The 14,679-nt window shown below is 69.4% G+C and carries 17 protein-coding genes and 1 tRNA gene; 8 read left to right on the forward strand and 10 right to left on the reverse strand.

The window, feature by feature from the left end; translation table 11 throughout:
* Positions 1-48: 48 nt before the first annotated feature.
* A complete protein-coding gene (locus RYH80_RS11655) occupies positions 49-1,236 on the reverse strand; it encodes a M24 family metallopeptidase (protein ID WP_370904043.1) in 1,188 nt (395 codons plus the stop codon).
* A gap of 174 nt (positions 1,237-1,410) precedes the next feature.
* Complete coding sequence (locus RYH80_RS11660; protein ID WP_370904044.1) at positions 1,411-2,337, reverse strand: ADP-ribosylglycohydrolase family protein; 927 nt, start codon at positions 2,335-2,337, stop codon at positions 1,411-1,413.
* A gap of 359 nt (positions 2,338-2,696) precedes the next feature.
* On the opposite strand from RYH80_RS11660, the gene RYH80_RS11665 reads away from it, so the two are divergent.
* Positions 2,697-2,894, forward strand: coding sequence for a XapX domain-containing protein (locus RYH80_RS11665; RefSeq protein WP_370904045.1), 198 nt, complete (start codon positions 2,697-2,699; stop codon positions 2,892-2,894).
* Positions 2,895-2,957: 63 nt separating this feature from the next.
* On the opposite strand, the gene RYH80_RS11670 is transcribed toward RYH80_RS11665, so the two are convergent.
* Complete coding sequence (locus tag RYH80_RS11670) at positions 2,958-3,281, reverse strand: DUF5779 family protein (RefSeq protein ID WP_370904046.1); 324 nt, start codon at positions 3,279-3,281, stop codon at positions 2,958-2,960.
* Positions 3,282-3,443: 162 nt separating this feature from the next.
* On the opposite strand from RYH80_RS11670, the gene RYH80_RS11675 reads away from it, so the two are divergent.
* Complete coding sequence (locus RYH80_RS11675; protein ID WP_370904047.1) at positions 3,444-4,361, forward strand: hypothetical protein; 918 nt, start codon at positions 3,444-3,446, stop codon at positions 4,359-4,361.
* 145 nt (positions 4,362-4,506) lie between these two features.
* On the opposite strand, the gene RYH80_RS11680 is transcribed toward RYH80_RS11675, so the two are convergent.
* Entirely contained in the window at positions 4,507-5,847 is a 1,341-nt protein-coding gene (locus RYH80_RS11680; RefSeq protein ID WP_370904048.1) for a sodium-dependent transporter, read from the reverse strand.
* Positions 5,848-6,220: 373 nt separating this feature from the next.
* Here RYH80_RS11680 and RYH80_RS11685 point away from each other — a divergent pair, with 373 nt between their 5' ends.
* Positions 6,221-6,628, forward strand: coding sequence for a hypothetical protein (locus RYH80_RS11685; RefSeq protein WP_370904049.1), 408 nt, complete (start codon positions 6,221-6,223; stop codon positions 6,626-6,628).
* Between the two features lie 31 nt (positions 6,629-6,659).
* On the opposite strand, the gene RYH80_RS11690 is transcribed toward RYH80_RS11685, so the two are convergent.
* Positions 6,660-7,190, reverse strand: coding sequence for a hypothetical protein (locus tag RYH80_RS11690; RefSeq protein WP_370904050.1), 531 nt, complete (start codon positions 7,188-7,190; stop codon positions 6,660-6,662).
* A 99-nt stretch (positions 7,191-7,289) separates the two neighbouring features.
* A tRNA-Val gene (locus RYH80_RS11695) sits at positions 7,290-7,364 on the reverse strand.
* A gap of 97 nt (positions 7,365-7,461) precedes the next feature.
* On the opposite strand from RYH80_RS11695, the gene RYH80_RS11700 reads away from it, so the two are divergent.
* Positions 7,462-7,773 carry a hypothetical protein gene (locus tag RYH80_RS11700; RefSeq protein ID WP_370904051.1) on the forward strand — a complete coding sequence of 104 codons (312 nt, stop codon included), beginning with the start codon at positions 7,462-7,464 and terminating at the stop codon, positions 7,771-7,773.
* Positions 7,774-7,954: 181 nt separating this feature from the next.
* Complete coding sequence (locus RYH80_RS11705; protein ID WP_370904052.1) at positions 7,955-8,521, forward strand: hypothetical protein; 567 nt, start codon at positions 7,955-7,957, stop codon at positions 8,519-8,521.
* 42 nt (positions 8,522-8,563) lie between these two features.
* Here the strand turns inward: RYH80_RS11705 and RYH80_RS11710 are convergent, their stop codons facing one another.
* From RYH80_RS11710 to RYH80_RS11725, 4 genes are all read right to left on the reverse strand, one after another.
* Positions 8,564-9,097, reverse strand: a complete 534-nt coding sequence (locus RYH80_RS11710; protein WP_370904053.1) for a cob(I)yrinic acid a,c-diamide adenosyltransferase — start codon at positions 9,095-9,097, stop codon at positions 8,564-8,566.
* A gap of 170 nt (positions 9,098-9,267) precedes the next feature.
* Positions 9,268-9,510, reverse strand: coding sequence for a glutathione S-transferase N-terminal domain-containing protein (locus RYH80_RS11715; protein ID WP_370904054.1), 243 nt, complete (start codon positions 9,508-9,510; stop codon positions 9,268-9,270).
* A gap of 51 nt (positions 9,511-9,561) precedes the next feature.
* The gene (rio1, locus tag RYH80_RS11720) at positions 9,562-10,434 is read right to left on the reverse strand and encodes a serine/threonine-protein kinase Rio1 (RefSeq protein WP_370904056.1); all 873 of its coding nucleotides are present in this window, start codon (positions 10,432-10,434) and stop codon (positions 9,562-9,564) included.
* Between the two features lie 195 nt (positions 10,435-10,629).
* Complete coding sequence (locus tag RYH80_RS11725) at positions 10,630-11,556, reverse strand: transcriptional regulator TbsP domain-containing protein (RefSeq protein ID WP_370904057.1); 927 nt, start codon at positions 11,554-11,556, stop codon at positions 10,630-10,632.
* 337 nt (positions 11,557-11,893) lie between these two features.
* Here RYH80_RS11725 and RYH80_RS11730 point away from each other — a divergent pair, with 337 nt between their 5' ends.
* From RYH80_RS11730 to RYH80_RS11740, 3 genes are all read left to right on the forward strand, one after another.
* Positions 11,894-12,625, forward strand: coding sequence for a thioredoxin-like domain-containing protein (locus RYH80_RS11730; protein ID WP_370904058.1), 732 nt, complete (start codon positions 11,894-11,896; stop codon positions 12,623-12,625).
* Positions 12,626-12,862: 237 nt separating this feature from the next.
* Positions 12,863-13,618: a coenzyme F420-0:L-glutamate ligase gene (locus RYH80_RS11735; RefSeq protein WP_370904059.1), complete on the forward strand. Its 756-nt coding sequence runs from the start codon at positions 12,863-12,865 to the stop codon at positions 13,616-13,618.
* Between the two features lies 1 nt (position 13,619).
* Positions 13,620-14,612: a 5,10-methylenetetrahydromethanopterin reductase gene (locus tag RYH80_RS11740; RefSeq protein ID WP_370904060.1), complete on the forward strand. Its 993-nt coding sequence runs from the start codon at positions 13,620-13,622 to the stop codon at positions 14,610-14,612.
* Positions 14,613-14,679: the final 67 nt, after the last annotated feature.

Raw genomic sequence — 14,679 nt, forward strand, 5'->3', positions numbered from 1 at the left:
TCGAGCGAGAAGCGCCGAGTTCGACCGCGAGATTGGGTGTCGAGCGCCTCAGTGGCGGATCACGTTCGCCTCGAGGTCGCGCGGGAAGTGCGTCAGCGTCTCCGTCCCGTCGGCAGTGACGGCGACAGTGTCGGAGTGGCGGTAACCGAACTCCTCGGTGTAGATCCCGGGTTCGATGGTGTAGACGTGCCCCTCGCGCATCACCTCGTCGCCGTCGGCGACGTACTCGTAGTCGTCCCACCCGCGGTCGAGGTACGGGGGCTCGTGGCCGCCCATCCCGATGTTGTGGCCCACGTGGTGTTGGGCGTACTCCGTGATCCCCTGTTCCTCGAAGTAGTCCCACACCACCTGGTCGACGTGGGCGATGGAGACGCCAGGGCCGAGCGCGTCGATGGCCAGCGACTGGGCCTCCAGCATCAACTCGAAGTAGTGTTCCTGTTCGTCGCTCGGCTCGCCGACGAACATCGTCCGCTCCAGCTCGGAGAAGTAGCCGTCAACGTTGGCCGACGCCCCCGTGATCAACACGTCACCCTCCGAGAGTCGCTCGTTCGGGGTGTGGCCGTGCGGGAGGGCGGTCTCGTGCCCGGAGATGTACCCCGCGTGGACGGGGCCGTCGCCACGGACGCGGACACTGTAGGTGTCACCCAGCGTGTCGAGCATCGCCCGCGAGGCGTCCGTCGAGGCGCGCTGGCTCACCGTCGCCGGGTGTTCGCCGGGCTCGGTGTAGTCTGCGAGGTACCGGTGGCCGAGGTTCGCCCACTTCGCGGACTCGCGGATCAACTCGATCTCGGCGGCCGTCTTCTCCCACCGCATCCGGTCGACCCACGACTGGTCGGTCACGTCGACGAACTCCGACAGCGCCGGCCCCTCGTACCCCATCACGCCCGGGGCGCCGTCTGCGTCGGCGATCACCGACTCGACACCCATCCCGTCGAGCATCTCCGCGGCGGTCTCGATCGGTGCGCCGCCGGGGTAGTCGAAGTAGTGGTGGACGGCGTCGATCCGTGGGTTCGGCTCGACGCGTTCGACCTCGAGCCGTGGCACCACGATCTCGATCCGGTCCTGGGTGAGCGCCAGGACGACCGGTCGCTCCGTCTGGACGTGGTGGAACCCGGTGAGGTACTCGATACTCGTCGCGCCGAACCAGACGCCGGCGTCGGCGTCCGTCTCCGCCAACCGGTCGCGCACCGCTTCCAGCCGGTCGTCGAACTCCGAGTCTGGGAGTCGTGTCGCCATACACGCCGGAGGGAGCCGACGAGGCGTAAGTTCTCGGGTAGCGGCGGGTCGACGGCAGCGCCGGGGGTGCCGACCCCCGATCAGGTGGAGTAAAGTAGAGAGTGCTATACAGAACTGGTGTGGCGCCACCCACAGCATACTCTCGCTCGGGTCACCGTCGACTCGGTGTGCCGCTCACGGGAGCGCGGTCGCGAGGTCGCGCACCTCGTCGGCCACGTTGAGCGGGTCCAGCCAGCGCGCCGGGATCGCGTCGGCACCGAACCGTGCGCCCGCGGCGGCACCACAGACGGCACCCAGGGTGTCGGTGTCGCCGCCGCGCGAGACGGTCGTGACGAGACACTCCTCGAAGGAGTCGTGTGCCGTGGCGTCGTACAGCGCGGTCTCCAGCGTGTGGATCACGTAGCCGCTCGTCTCCAGGTCGGCGCCACGGTGGTCCGTCGCGTTCGCCAGCGCAGTCCGGACCGCTCGCGGTGCGTCGCGGTCCGCCGCCAGCGAGAGCGCGTCGTCGACGGCCGCCTCGGGGTCGTCTCCGGCCAGTAGTCGGTCACAGACCACCCCGAAGGCGACACAGCTCTCGACACACCGCGGATCGGCGTGCGTGATCCGGGAGTCGGCCGCGAGCACCTGGTTCCGGTGGTCGTCGTCCGGGAAGGCGAGTGCGTAGGGCGCACACCGCATCAGACTCCCGTTCCCGGCGTTCGACCCTTCCGGGCGGTCCTCCCACACTGCCTGGCCGGCCTCGTCCCACGGCGTGCCGTCCCGGATCGCGCGCAGTGCGTCGGCCGTCGTCAGCCCCACGTCGAACGGGTCCGACTCGTACCACTCCACGAACCGCCGCGCCACGTCTGCGCCGTCGAATTCACCGGTCTCGACGAGACTCCGTGCGACACACAGCGCCAGCTCGGTGTCGTCGGTCACGGTGCCGGCCGGCTGGCCGTGGGTGCCGTTCCCGTACATCTCCGTCACGCGGCCGTACTGGTCGGCGACGGCGGTCGAGGACTGGAACTCGACGGGGCGTCCGAGGGCGTCGCCGACGGCGAGCCCGAGTAGACAGCCGACGGCGCGGTCCCGGCGGTCGGCGGCGGAGTCCGTGTCTGTCACGGCTCGGCGTCCGGTCGGGGAAGAGGTGTGCGTTTCGGCCGGCGAGAGAGAGGGGTACGTAGTTCGACCGGCAGGACGGGGGTGTTGTGCGTTTTCGCCGACGGAGCGAGAGTGGTGTGCGTTTCGGTCGGTGGAGCGAGAGTGGTGTGCGTTTCGGTCGGTGGAGCGAGAGTGGAGTGCGTTTCGGTCGGCGGAGCGGGAGTGGTGTGTATCCGGCCGACGGCGCGGAGCGGTGTGATCGCGTGCGTCGGGCGTGATGGGTACGGAGTCGACCTTCTCGTGCGGTCGGCTCACACGAGTGCTCGCGGTCGGTCCGAACCCGAGGGCTCAAACGTCTCGCTCGACTCGGCTCGGGCGACATGGTCGACACGACACTCTCGGTGTTGGCACTCCTGACGGGGCTCGTGACGGGTGCCGTCTTCGCGGCACTGGAGGTACCGATCCCGGCACCGCCGGAACTCCCCGGCGTGCTCGGCATCGTCGGCATCTACGCCGGCTACAGACTGGTCCAGTGGGCCGACGTGGGTGTGAACCTCCTCGACGCCGTCGGCCTCTGAGGAGTCGTCGCTCGGCCGCTGTCGAGGGAACTCGTGTCACTCTACCGACGGGGTCGAGTGTGGTCACCCGCCGAGGCGGTCGGTGTCGATCTCGACACCCGGCGGGGAGACGATCAGGAACCCGCGGAAGTGGGTGAGGCCGCCGTCCATCTCGGAGACCGCCGGTGCGAGCTCTTCTGCGAGGTCGTTCAACTCCCCCTCGACGTCCAAGACGAGCACGTTGCCGTACTCGACGTGACGGGTCCACTCCTCGGCGTCCGTCGTCCCGTCGAGGACGCCCAGGACCACGTCGCCGATCACCCCGTCGTCGCTCATCTCGTCTTCCACGTCGGCGAGGCTGAGACTGAAGTCCGTGTCCGTGTCCGACTCCTCGCTGGGTTCGCTCACGCCCGCGAAGACGAGTGGCCGCGAGTTAAGCGTTCGCCACCCGCCCGCCGCGCCGCCGACGCGACCCCTCGCCCGGTCTCCAGACACCACTTCTCCCGCGACGGCACCCAATCGGCTGCGTCGGCACGGACACTGAAGTACGGTGGCGACGCAGACGGGCGTGTGACCGATCCGTTCGCCGCGCTCCCGACGCCGACGCCGTTGGCCGAGACGCCAGAGCTCCTCGCGGGCGGCCACGTCTGGCTCCACGAGTACCCGGCCGGGACCCGCCTCGGGGTCCGCGTGCGCGCCGACGGCACACTCGAACTCGCCGTGCCGCGGGGGCCGGACGACGTGCGCCGACCGGTCGACGCGACGGACGTACCGCCGAGGTACGGCTTCGCCGTGCGTGCGCTCCGGCGGGAGTTGGACCGCGCGGCGCTCACCGCGGCCGTGCCGGACCACGAGCGGGTGGCCTTCGACTGCGTCGCCGTCCACGAGACGGCGGGTGATCCGGGGTACGACTGGGACGCGACGCCGGCGGTCGTCGGCGTCAGTGTCGCCCACCCGGACTCGACGTTCCTCCCCCACGAGACACTGGAACTACTGGAAGGGGTGGGACTCGATCCGGTGCCGACGGTGGAGGCGGAGGTCCACACCCGACGGCTGGACACCGACGGCGTCGCCGCGCCCGACTCCGTCTGGCGAGCGGCCCCTGCACACGGCGTGCTCTACCGCGGGAAACCCGACGGGCTGGCGCTCCAGCGCGTGGGTGGTGTCGAGGGCGGTGACGCTGGGGACTCCGGAAGCGTCGGCAGTACCGACGAGTTCGGGAGCGGCGACGACACGCCGTCGGAGCCGGCGGCAGCGGCGCGGGCGTACGCGGACGCAGCGGTGGACGACGAGTTGCTCGGGACCGCGACGGCGGCGCTACGCGACCGCGGCGCGGAGCCGACGGTGGACGCGCTGGCGACGTGGCTGTTCGACCGGCTGGTGCGGCGCGACTTCTCGCGGCTCACCGGTGATGCGACCGCGTTCGACCCCGGCGCGTTGCGGGACACGCTGCCGGGTGTCGTGGCGGAACGCTATCGGAGTGAGTGAACGAGGAGGCGGACGAGTGGGCGTGGGAGGAAGTGAGTGGGTGAGTGAGCGAACGAGTGACCGCAGAGTGGTGTGGTTTCGGCTCGGCGGTCCGCTCCGACGCGGCCGTCCGAGCAGGCGCGTTCGCCCGTGCCGACGGATATCGCTACGCCAGCAGCACCGCCTCGGTGAGAACGCCCGCACGGACGAGGAGACTCTGGACACCCAACACGAGCGTCAGTCCGATTCCGACTGGCACGACCAGTCGGACGAACCACAGCCACGCGGTCGACGGCGTGGCGACGCTGGCGCCTCGTTCCAGTTCCGCCGTCGCGTCGTCGGCGAGCACCCAGCCGACGTACAGCGTCACCCCGAGCACGGACAGCGGCAACAGGAGTTCGTACGCGACGGCGTTGAACCACGCCAGGTGACCGAACGCGCTCGGGACTCCCAACACGGCGCAGGCCCCGCCGAGCGTGCCGGCGGCTCGTCGCCGACTCCACGCCGTGTTCTCGACGGCGACGCTCACGGTCACCTCGAGGAGACTTATCGCCGAGGAGACGGCCGCCAGCAGGAGGACGACGAAGAACACCGTCCCGAGGAGTCGCCCGGCCGGGAGCTGTGCGAACGCACCGCCGAGCGTGACGAACGCCGTCCCCGCCCCGCCGCTCCCGGGGTCGACACCCAGCGCGAACAGGATCGGGAAGATCACGAACCCCGCCAACAGCCCGACGAGGGTGTTCAACACGACGATCACACCTCCGTCGACCGGGAGCGAGTCGTCCTCGCCCAGGTAGGAGGCGTAGGTGATCATCGCCCCCATCCCGAGCGAGAGCGTGAAGAACGCCTGCCCAACCGCACTCGGGAGGATCGACGCCAGATTCGCCCGCACGGTCGCCAAGTCCGGCGAGAGGTAGTAGGCGTACGCCGCGTCGACACCCTCCAGCGTCGTCGCCCACACCGCGAGGGCGACGAGCAAGACCACGATGCTCGGTACCATCAGCTTCGTCGAGCGCTCGATGCCGTCCTCGACACCCCCGGCGACGATGGCGACGACGACGGCCATGAACACCAGGTGGAACGCGACGGCGTCCGGGCCCGTCGCGGCCACCTCCGAGAAGTACGTCGTCGGCGCGTCGAAGTACGCGCCCGTGGCGCTCCCGACGACGTACCGGATCACCCACCCGCCGACCACGCTGTAAAACGAGAGGATCCAGAACGCCGCCAGCGCCGCGATTCCGCCCGCGACGCGCCACCGGCCGCCACCCAGCGCCGCGAAGGCGTCGACCGGGTTGCGTTGGCTCCGGCGACCGAGCACGAACTCGGTCAACATCGCCGGGAACCCGATGGCGAGGACGACCCCGAGGTAGACGACGAGGAACGCCGCGCCGCCGTTCTGTCCCGTCTGGAAGGGGAACTGCCAGACGTTCCCCAGTCCGACTGCGCTGCCGACCGCCGCGAACACGAAGCCGACTCGAGAGGCCCAACTCGCTCTGTCGCTCGTCATGCGGTGGCGACTGGCGCAGAGGCACGCAAGTGGATTGCGGATTCGACTGGACACACGTCGACTACACTGTCGGCTCTCGTCTGATCTTTCGTGAGATTCGTGGAGTGTCGACGTTCGGTGGACGTTCGTGTGACGTGCGGTGTAGTGAGTACTGTGGCGACTGGGTGGCAACGGTAGCGGTGAGGGTGGTGGAGTGGCGGTGGCGATGGTGGTCGAGTGGTGATCTGTGGGTGACGTGTACAGTACAGATAACTCACCAGAACGCTTTTACCGCTCGCTACGCGATGGATCGATACGACACGCCGGGTCGCCGCTGTAGAAGTGGCGAGGGTGTTTGGGGCACCCTCCCCGGGGTGTCGTAGGTGGAACACCCATGTGTGAGTCCGACTCGCCGTCACAAGAGCGTGGCGGCACGACGAGTGCACAGTGCGACGAGATTGACGCGGTCGACGAGTGCGGTGCGGACATCGCGGGCGGTGCGGAGGCGGCCAGCGGTGCGGACGACGCGACGCTGTCGGACGCGGCGGTCGCCGACGTGGTGTCGACGGCCGGCGCGGAACTGGCGGCGTTAGACGACTACGAGCGCGGGCAGGCGTTGGCAGCGGCCTGCGACCGCGTCGCCAGCGAGGCGCGAGCGGGCGAAGTCTCCGAGGCGTCGCTGGCGGCGCTACACGTCGCGGTGACGGAAGGTGTGGGCGATCTGGCGGATCGCACCGACGGCGTCGAGGCGACGGTCGCGCGGGAGCTGTTCGAGTTGTTGGGGGTGATCGGGGAAATCTGAGCTACCGCAACCAGGAACTGATCAACTTATATTATAGAATAGAAGCTACCGACGCGGTCCCCCAAGCAATTGCCAGAACCGTCGTCCAGTAATGACTGCGGCGAATTGACTCAGATCTGACCCAGTTCTTTAGATCAACCAAATTTGTCACACGCCGTAGCTCCACTTCTGGTGAGGGAACCACCACATCCTGAGTCCCGTCCGCGTACTCAACACGAATCTCCGCATTCAACCCAGAAGACAGACCAGTCCCTGGTCCAACCCTCGCAGTTCCTAGAGAGCCTTCAATGGCGAGTACGATTTCTGACGGTTCACGTACTATACTGGTATTCTTTTCTATTGCTTCGGAAACTTCACGAAATCCAGTATCGCCTGGTGAGAGAGAAGCCTCTTTATCGACACTGCCGCTGTTCTGCTCGCTTATCTGTTCTATCTCAAACCTTTCGAGCTTTCGTATACCACTGTCTGCATTCCTTCTGTAGAGAGAGTACCTCGGATACCACAGCGGAACAATAGCTATCAGAATGGTCAGCAATACAGTGAGAAACTGTATGGTCATCATAATCGTAGTGATGTCACATACGTTAGTTAAATTGTGTCGTAGCTATGGTGTCTACTATGTGTGAAATATGTCACCAGGCAAAACAGCAGGGGACAGAAGTGGGTTGGGGCGGATTCGAACCGCCGACCTGCTCCGTGTGAAGGAGCCGTCATAACCGGGCTAGACCACCAACCCGTACCCCCACGTACCGCGGTGGCGAACTTAACCCTTGTTTTTCAGCGACGGAGACACGGCCCGGACACACTTCCCGTGGGGCGGTCACCACCCGGTCGTGGTCGCACCGAGACTCCTCGCACTCGCGGGCGTGCTCGCCGCGGTCGTCGTCGCGGTCGACGCCCGTCAGCGACTCCGCGACACGCCCGCGCCGGAACGCCGTCGTCACACCGCCGGCAGACTCGGCGGCGCGAGTCTCGTCCTCGCGCTGGTCGGGTTCGACGGGACGTTCGGGATCGTCCGCGACACCGGCCTGCCGGCGACCGTCGCGTCCGGCCTCGAGGCGGCACTGCTGCTCGTCGCGCTCGCCGGCCTCTGCGTGGCGTGGTGGCTCCCGCTCCCCGACGACGCCGACTCTGACGGCTCGTAGGGTAGTGTTTATATTGGTGAGTCATTGGACGAGACTACCACTCAGGAAGCCCCGACCCGTTCGCAGTCGAGGCGCTCGTTTCACTCGCGCCTCGCACGCGCCACCCGCAACAGTCGGCGTACTCGAATACCACCACCTGTAGTCCCACAAGAACCTTCTCGCCGCACGACGACCACCGCGTGTGTCCCCGAACTCGCGATCCGACTCAACGTCCGATTCACCACCCGACTCTGCGCCGGACCCCGCCGACTCACACACCCCGCGAGCGTCGCCCGTCGACCGGCTCCTCGCGGCGACGCCGGAGCTGCCCGGTCGTCTCCGCCCGTGGCACGGGGTGATGTTGGTCGTCTTCTGTGTGGGTGCCGCCGGCTCGCTCACACAGACGGATATCGGCTCGACGGCCGGACTCGGACCGGAGGCGATCTTCCTCCCGATCCTCTCGGGGCTGTTCGCGGTGGTCGTGTTCCAGTTTACGGTCGGGAACGTGTGGGGGTACGCCGTCGAGTACCGCAACGCCGGTGGCCGGTGGAGCGACTGGGCGTTCCTCGCGCCGATCCTGCTCACGGCGCTGGCGGGCGCGACCGTCGCGGCCGTCCGCCTCGGTGACGACGCGACGCTCCCGGCCGCCCTCCTCGCCGGCGGCTGGGCCGCCTTCTGGGTGTTCGTCGCCTGCGCCGCGGTGCTGTACGTGGTGACGTGGCTCCGTGTCGGCTACCGCGAGGGGCGCGCCGATCCGGAGCGGGAGTGAGTCGCGACTCGCTCACGCGGGTGACGCGACAGATCGGCCGGCTCAGTAGGTGGGGTTCTCCTCGGGCTCGCCGTCGCGGGCGTTGACCACCCGCGCCAGCGTGAACAGCGCGTCCGAGAGCCGGTTGAGGTACGTGACGACCGTCTCGTCGATCTCCTCCTCGCGAGCCAGCGCGACGGTGCGCCGCTCGGCGCGGCGTGTCACGGAGCGGGCGTGGTGGAGACTCGCGCCGGCCTCGCTCCCGGTCGGGAGCACGAAGTCCGTCAGCGGCTCCAGTTCCTCGTCGTACTCGTCGATCAGTGACTCCAGGTGTTCGGCGTGCGACGACGCCACCTGCGGGTCGTCCTCGTCCGGGTCGGGGTTCGCGAGGTCCGCCTGGACGACGTGGAGGTGGTTCTGGATCGCGCGCAGTTCCTCGTCGACGTCGTCGTACCCGGTGGGCCGGACCGTCCCGAGGAGCGCGTTCGCCTCGTCGACGGTGCCGTACGCCTCGATCCGCGGATCCGTCTTCGAGACGCGCGTCATGTCTCGCAGGTCCGTCTCGCCGTCGTCGCCGCGACCGGTGTAGATGCTCATGCGTACACACCGTCACACACGGCCAGAGTAAGGAGGTGTCGCTGCGGCGACTCCGGACTGTCACACCGGTCACTCGGCGGGAGAGTCGGCACCGGGGATTCGGTGGGGGGAGTCGACCCCCGCCACTCGACGACGGTCGACACCCGACGTTCGACGGGGGGTCGGCCGTCTCAGGCGGCCAGGGTGCGCTCGACGTACTCGAGGATGTTCGCGGACTCGTTCATCGTGACGCCGCGCTCGTCGTCGACGAGCACCGGCACCGCGCGCTGACCACTCACGCGCTTGACCTCGTCGCGCTCGGAGTGGAGCGCACCCACCCACTCCGTCTCGTAGTTGATTCCGTGTTCCTCGAGCGCGTCGTGGACCTTCTCGCACCACGGACAGCCGTCCAGCGCGTACAGCGTGATGGACATACCTCCCCTACGAGCGGGGACGGAAAGTGTCTTTCCGGCGAGCGCGCCCGATCACTCCTCGGTGAGGTCCGCGGCCGGCTCGGGGTCGGGTTCGGTGACGAACGCCAACAGCTCGTCGGCGTCCGTCTCGATCCCCTGCCGGGAGAAGAACGCGGCGACGTTGCGACAGTCGCGTTCGAGGAACGACTGCGCGTTCGGGTGGTGGACCGTGACCGCCTGTCCCAGATCGATCACGAACAACTCTCCCTCGTGGATTATCAGGTTGTACTCCGAGAGGTCGCCGTGGACCAACCCGGCGGCGTAGAGCCGGCGCATGTACTCCCGCACCACCTCGAAGGCCGTCTGGGGGTTCTCTACGTCGACTTCCGCGAGTCGCCGCGCGCGGTCCTCGGCGTGCCCGACCAGATCCATCACGAGCACGTTCCGCTCGACGGCGATGGGCTCGGGGACGCGGACACCCGCCCGCTTCGCCCGCTGGAGGTTCGCGAACTCCTTGCGAACCCACGCGAGGACGACCTTCTTCTTGTCCGAGCCGATCCCGTCGAAGCGCGGGTCGCCGGCGAGGTACTCCCGCATCTGACGGAAGTCGGAGGCGTTGATCCGGTACACCTTGATCGCGACCTCCGTCTCCTCGGGGCCGAGCGCCTCGTAGACGTTCGCCTCCTTCCCGGTCGAGACCGGCCCGCCGAAGGCGGCGACGTGGCCGTCCTGGACGAGTTTGTACACCGCGGCGAGTGTCGCGTCGTCGAACACCGACGCCTCGACCTTGAGACTCTCGACGTTCTTGATCCGCTTGCGGAACTCGTCGAACGCCTCGTCTTGGCGGCGCGCGATGGCGTCGGCGTCGGAGTCCTCGACCTCGATCTCTTCGAACTCGTCGCCGAACCCGTCGGCGGCCTCGGGGGCCACGAACCCTCCTGTCATTCGACCGCCAGTACGGCGTCCCGGTGGAAAGGTCCGGTGGTCACCCTCGCGACCGCGCCCGGAAGCGACCGCGACCGCGGCCGACGCGGTCGCTCGCCGACGCGGTGTCGCCACTTGCAGACGCGGTGTCGCCACTCGCGGGCGCGGTGCCGTCACGAGGCGGCCGAGAGCCGGTAGTCGCCCCGCCGCACTCGCCTACGGTGTCGGGAGTGGGCTGTCGTCGCTCGGGTCCTCGACGGGAGTGTCCCACGCGGCGGCCAGCGAGAGCAGCGTCGCCGGATCGGGGTCGTCGGGCACCGTGGGGGCGAGTCGGAGTCCGTGGGTCCGGCCACGGACGGTGTAGTCCGGGCGAACCGGTCCGTCGTCGCGCTGGAGCCGGCGCTTTCGCTCCGAGACCGTGCTGGGCGCCGCGAGCCCGGTCGTCTCTGCCCACTCGACGAGGCGCGCGTTCGCGAGTTCGTGTTTGGCCGCGACGACCACCGCCACGGCGACCGGGTCGAACTGGTCGTCGCCCCGCTGTCCCGCCAGAGCGACGGTCTCTCCGAAGTCGGCGGCGACGGCGGAGCCACAGGCGGCCTCCAGTGTTCGCACGAGTCGCGATCGCGTCGGGTAGGCCACCGCGACGCGCGGCGCACGCTCCCACGCCGCCGCACACGTCGCCCGTGTCTCGTGTCCAGCGTCGAGTCGCCGCGCGGTCACGCCGCCGGGCGTCTCGACCACCGCGACCGCCCGCTCCGGCCCGACGATCAGCGGCGAGCGAGCCGTCCGACTCGTCGCAGATTCGCCGCGGTCGGCCGACCCGGCGTCCGGCTGTCGCCGTCGCACGACGAGCCGGTCCGCCTCGATCAGCGCTGCCGCCGCGGTGCCGGCGAGAAACTCGTCGTCGACGACGCGGACGGCCGCCGGTGCGAGGAGTGCCCGCACCGCCGGTGTCGTCGTCGATCGCCGCGTCGCGGTCCGCAGGTACGCACGCAGCGTCGCCGAACCGGCGTCCAGCAAGTACGTCCACCCGTCGGTCGTCACCGCGTCGAGTGCCGTCGCCACCGCCACCTCGTGCGAGTCGCGCTCTGGCGCCGGCGCCGACTCGTACCGTCGGTGTGGCTGTGAGTGTTCCTCCGTCACGCGACCCGCTCGCTCGGCGGGGTCACTGAAAAGGTAGACGGTACGACCGCTCTCGGCGGTGTAATCCGGTCCGTACGGGTGGATTACGCCACGCGCGGTTCGAACCAGCGTCCGCCGCGTGTACCGACCGGTCGTCCGGTCGCGACCGCCCGCGACCACCGGGGTCACTCGCTCGCGGGACGGTGGGACGCGAGGCGGCGGGGCGCCTCGACCGCGTACCTCGCGTCCGTTCTCCGGAGTCGCTCGGTCGCGGTTCCCGGGGGCCGATCGCTCGGTCGAGAGACGCCGCGAACGCAGGCGAAACGGTGATTCCCGTCGACCCGGTACCGAGAGACAGATGCCAGAGTGTGACCACTGTGGAGAGTCGTTCGCCGACGAGGCGTCGTACGCCGGGCACCTGCAGACGGCACACGACGGCGAGTTGAGCCGGATCGACCGCCGTCGCGTCGCGCAGTTCCAGGCGGACGACGACGACGACGGCCGCTCGCTCGGTACACTCGTCGGTGTCGGCCTCGCGGTCGTGCTCGTCGCCGGACTCGGGGTCGTCGCGGTACAGGGGTTCTTCGGCGGCTCGGAGGGTGGCGGTAGTGGCGAGACGGGACCGCTCGGTCTCCCGCCGTCGGGCGACGATCCGGCACTGTCGAACGTCGAGCGGTTCGACTCGGCGGGGGCTGACCACGTCGCCCCCGGCGCACGACTCTCGTACCCGCAGTCGCCGCCGCTGTCCGGGCCACACTACGGTGGCAGGACCGTCTCCGCCGGGTTCTACGAGGAACGACAGTCTCCGGGTGCGCTGGTCCACTCGCTGGAACACGGCGCGGTCGTGATCTACTACGACCCCGGTGTGCTCTCGGCGGACGCACGTGACCACCTCCGTGGGTTGACGACGACGTACACGGACCCGTGGGGGAGTGTGATCGTGACACCGGCTCCGACCGCCGAGCCGGCGGGGCCGGTCGTGCTCACCGCGTGGCGGACGCGACTGGTGCTGGACGCCCACGACCCGGACGCGATCGATGCGTTCCTCGCCGAGTACCTCGGACGTGGCCCCGAGAACCCGATCCGGTGACGGCTGGGTGCGAGGCGGTCGGTGTCTCCGCCTCGTCGCCCCTCGCCGGACCGTGCCGCCGCCTCGTCGCTCCTCGCCGATCCACCTCACCGTCCTGTCGCTCCTCGCCGATCCACCTCACCGTCCCGTCGCTCCTCGCCGATCCGTGTCTCCGTCGACCGCCAGCCGGCTCCCGGACACCCCGGAGAGACGTGTCGACACCGGGGTCGTTTTCCTCGCGGGGCCTCACGGGCGTGTATGGAACTGTTCGCAGTCCCGGACCTCCCCGAGGTTCGGCCGGGCGACGACCTCGCGGCGCTGATCCGCGAGCGGGTCGACCTCCGGCCCGACGACGTGGTGGTCGTCGCCTCGACCGTCGTCTCGAAGGCCGAGGACCGCACGGCGGATCTCTCGTCGTTCCCGGCAGGCCCGCGGGCCCGCGAGATCGCCACGAACTTGGAGGAGACGACCGGCGACGAGAAGGACCCGCGGTTCGCACAGGCGGTCCTCGAGGAGTCGACGGAGGTACTGATGGAGTCGCCGTTCCTGCTCACTGAGTCGCGGTTCGGCCACGTCGGCGTCAACGCCGGCATCGACCGCTCGAACGTCCCGGACGCGGATCTGTTGTTGCTCCCGCGACGCCCCTCCGAGTCGGCGGCGCGGATCCGCGCCGAACTGCCCGCCGAGCGCGTGATCGTCACGGACACCTCCGGACGCCCGTTCCGACACGGCCAACGCGGCGTCGCGATCGGGTGGGACGGGATCGCGCCGGGCCGCGACTACCGCGGCGAGCGGGACCGGAACGGTCGGGAGCTGGGCGTCACCGTCGAGAACGCGATCGACGAACTCGCGGCCGCGGCGAACCTCGTCGCCGGCGAGGGGGCAAGCGGGACACCGGTGGTCGTCGTCCGCGGGTTCGAGTGGGGCGACCACGACGAGAGCGACGCACACTTCCGCGACGTGTCCGGGGACTTCGTCCGTCAGGCCGTCCGCGAGTGGGAGTTCGAGGGGTAGGATGCTCGGGATCGAACTCACGCCGGAGCACCCGCCCGACCGCGTCGTCGACCTCGGAGAGACCGCCGAGGCGGCCGGCTACGACAGCGTGTTCGTCTCGCACCACTACAACAACCGCGACGCCACCGCCGTGCTCGCGCGGCTCGCGACGGCGACCGACGACGTGCGACTCGGCCCGGGCGTCGCCAACCCGTTCGAGAGTCACCCGGTGACACTCGCCAGCGAGGTGGCGACGCTGGACGAGCTGTCCGACGGGCGCGCGGTGTTCGGGCTCGGCCCCGGCGACCCGTCGACGCTCCGGAACCTCGGTCTGGCGGACGACCGCGGACTCCGGCCCGTTCTGGAGGCGTTCGAGACGGCCCGCGACCTGTGGGCCGGCGAGCGCGTCGACGGCGGCGACACGTTCGACGCCGACGACGCGGGGTTGAACTACACGCCGCCACAGGGAGCGTCCGTCCCGGTGTACGTCGGCGGCGAGGGGCCACACATGTGCCGGATGGCGGGCAAGCGAGCCGACGGATTGCTGTTCAACGGTTCGCACCCGGCGGACCTCGCGTGGGCTCGCGATCGCGTCGACGAGGGGATCGGACGAGCCGACGGGAAGACGGCCGCCGACTTCGACCTCGCGGCGTACGCCTCCGTCAGCGTCGCCTACGACGCGGCCGCGGCCCGCGAGGCGGCACGCCCGCCGGTGGCGTTCGTCGCCGCCGGCTCCCCGCCGCCGGTGCTCGACAGACACGGGATCGACCACGAGACGGCGAGCGAGGTCGGCGACCTGATCGCCGCCGGGGAGTTCTCCGAGGCGTTCGCGACCGTGACCCCGGCGATGATCGACGCCTTCTGTGCGGCCGGCACGCCCGAGACCGTCGCCGACCGGATCGCGGCGATGCTCGAGTCGGCCGACTCGCTCGTCGTCGGTTCGCCGCTGGGGCCGGACCTCGACGCCGCCGTCGAGTTGGCCGCCGAGGCCGCGCCGGACAGTATCGTGGAGTGAGTGATCGACCGCGAGAACCGAGTTCGCTCCTCCGTCTACACGACACCGCGACGGAACCAGCGACGCC

Source organism: Halobaculum sp. MBLA0147 (assembly GCF_041361345.1).
GTDB lineage: Archaea > Halobacteriota > Halobacteria > Halobacteriales > Haloferacaceae > JAHENP01.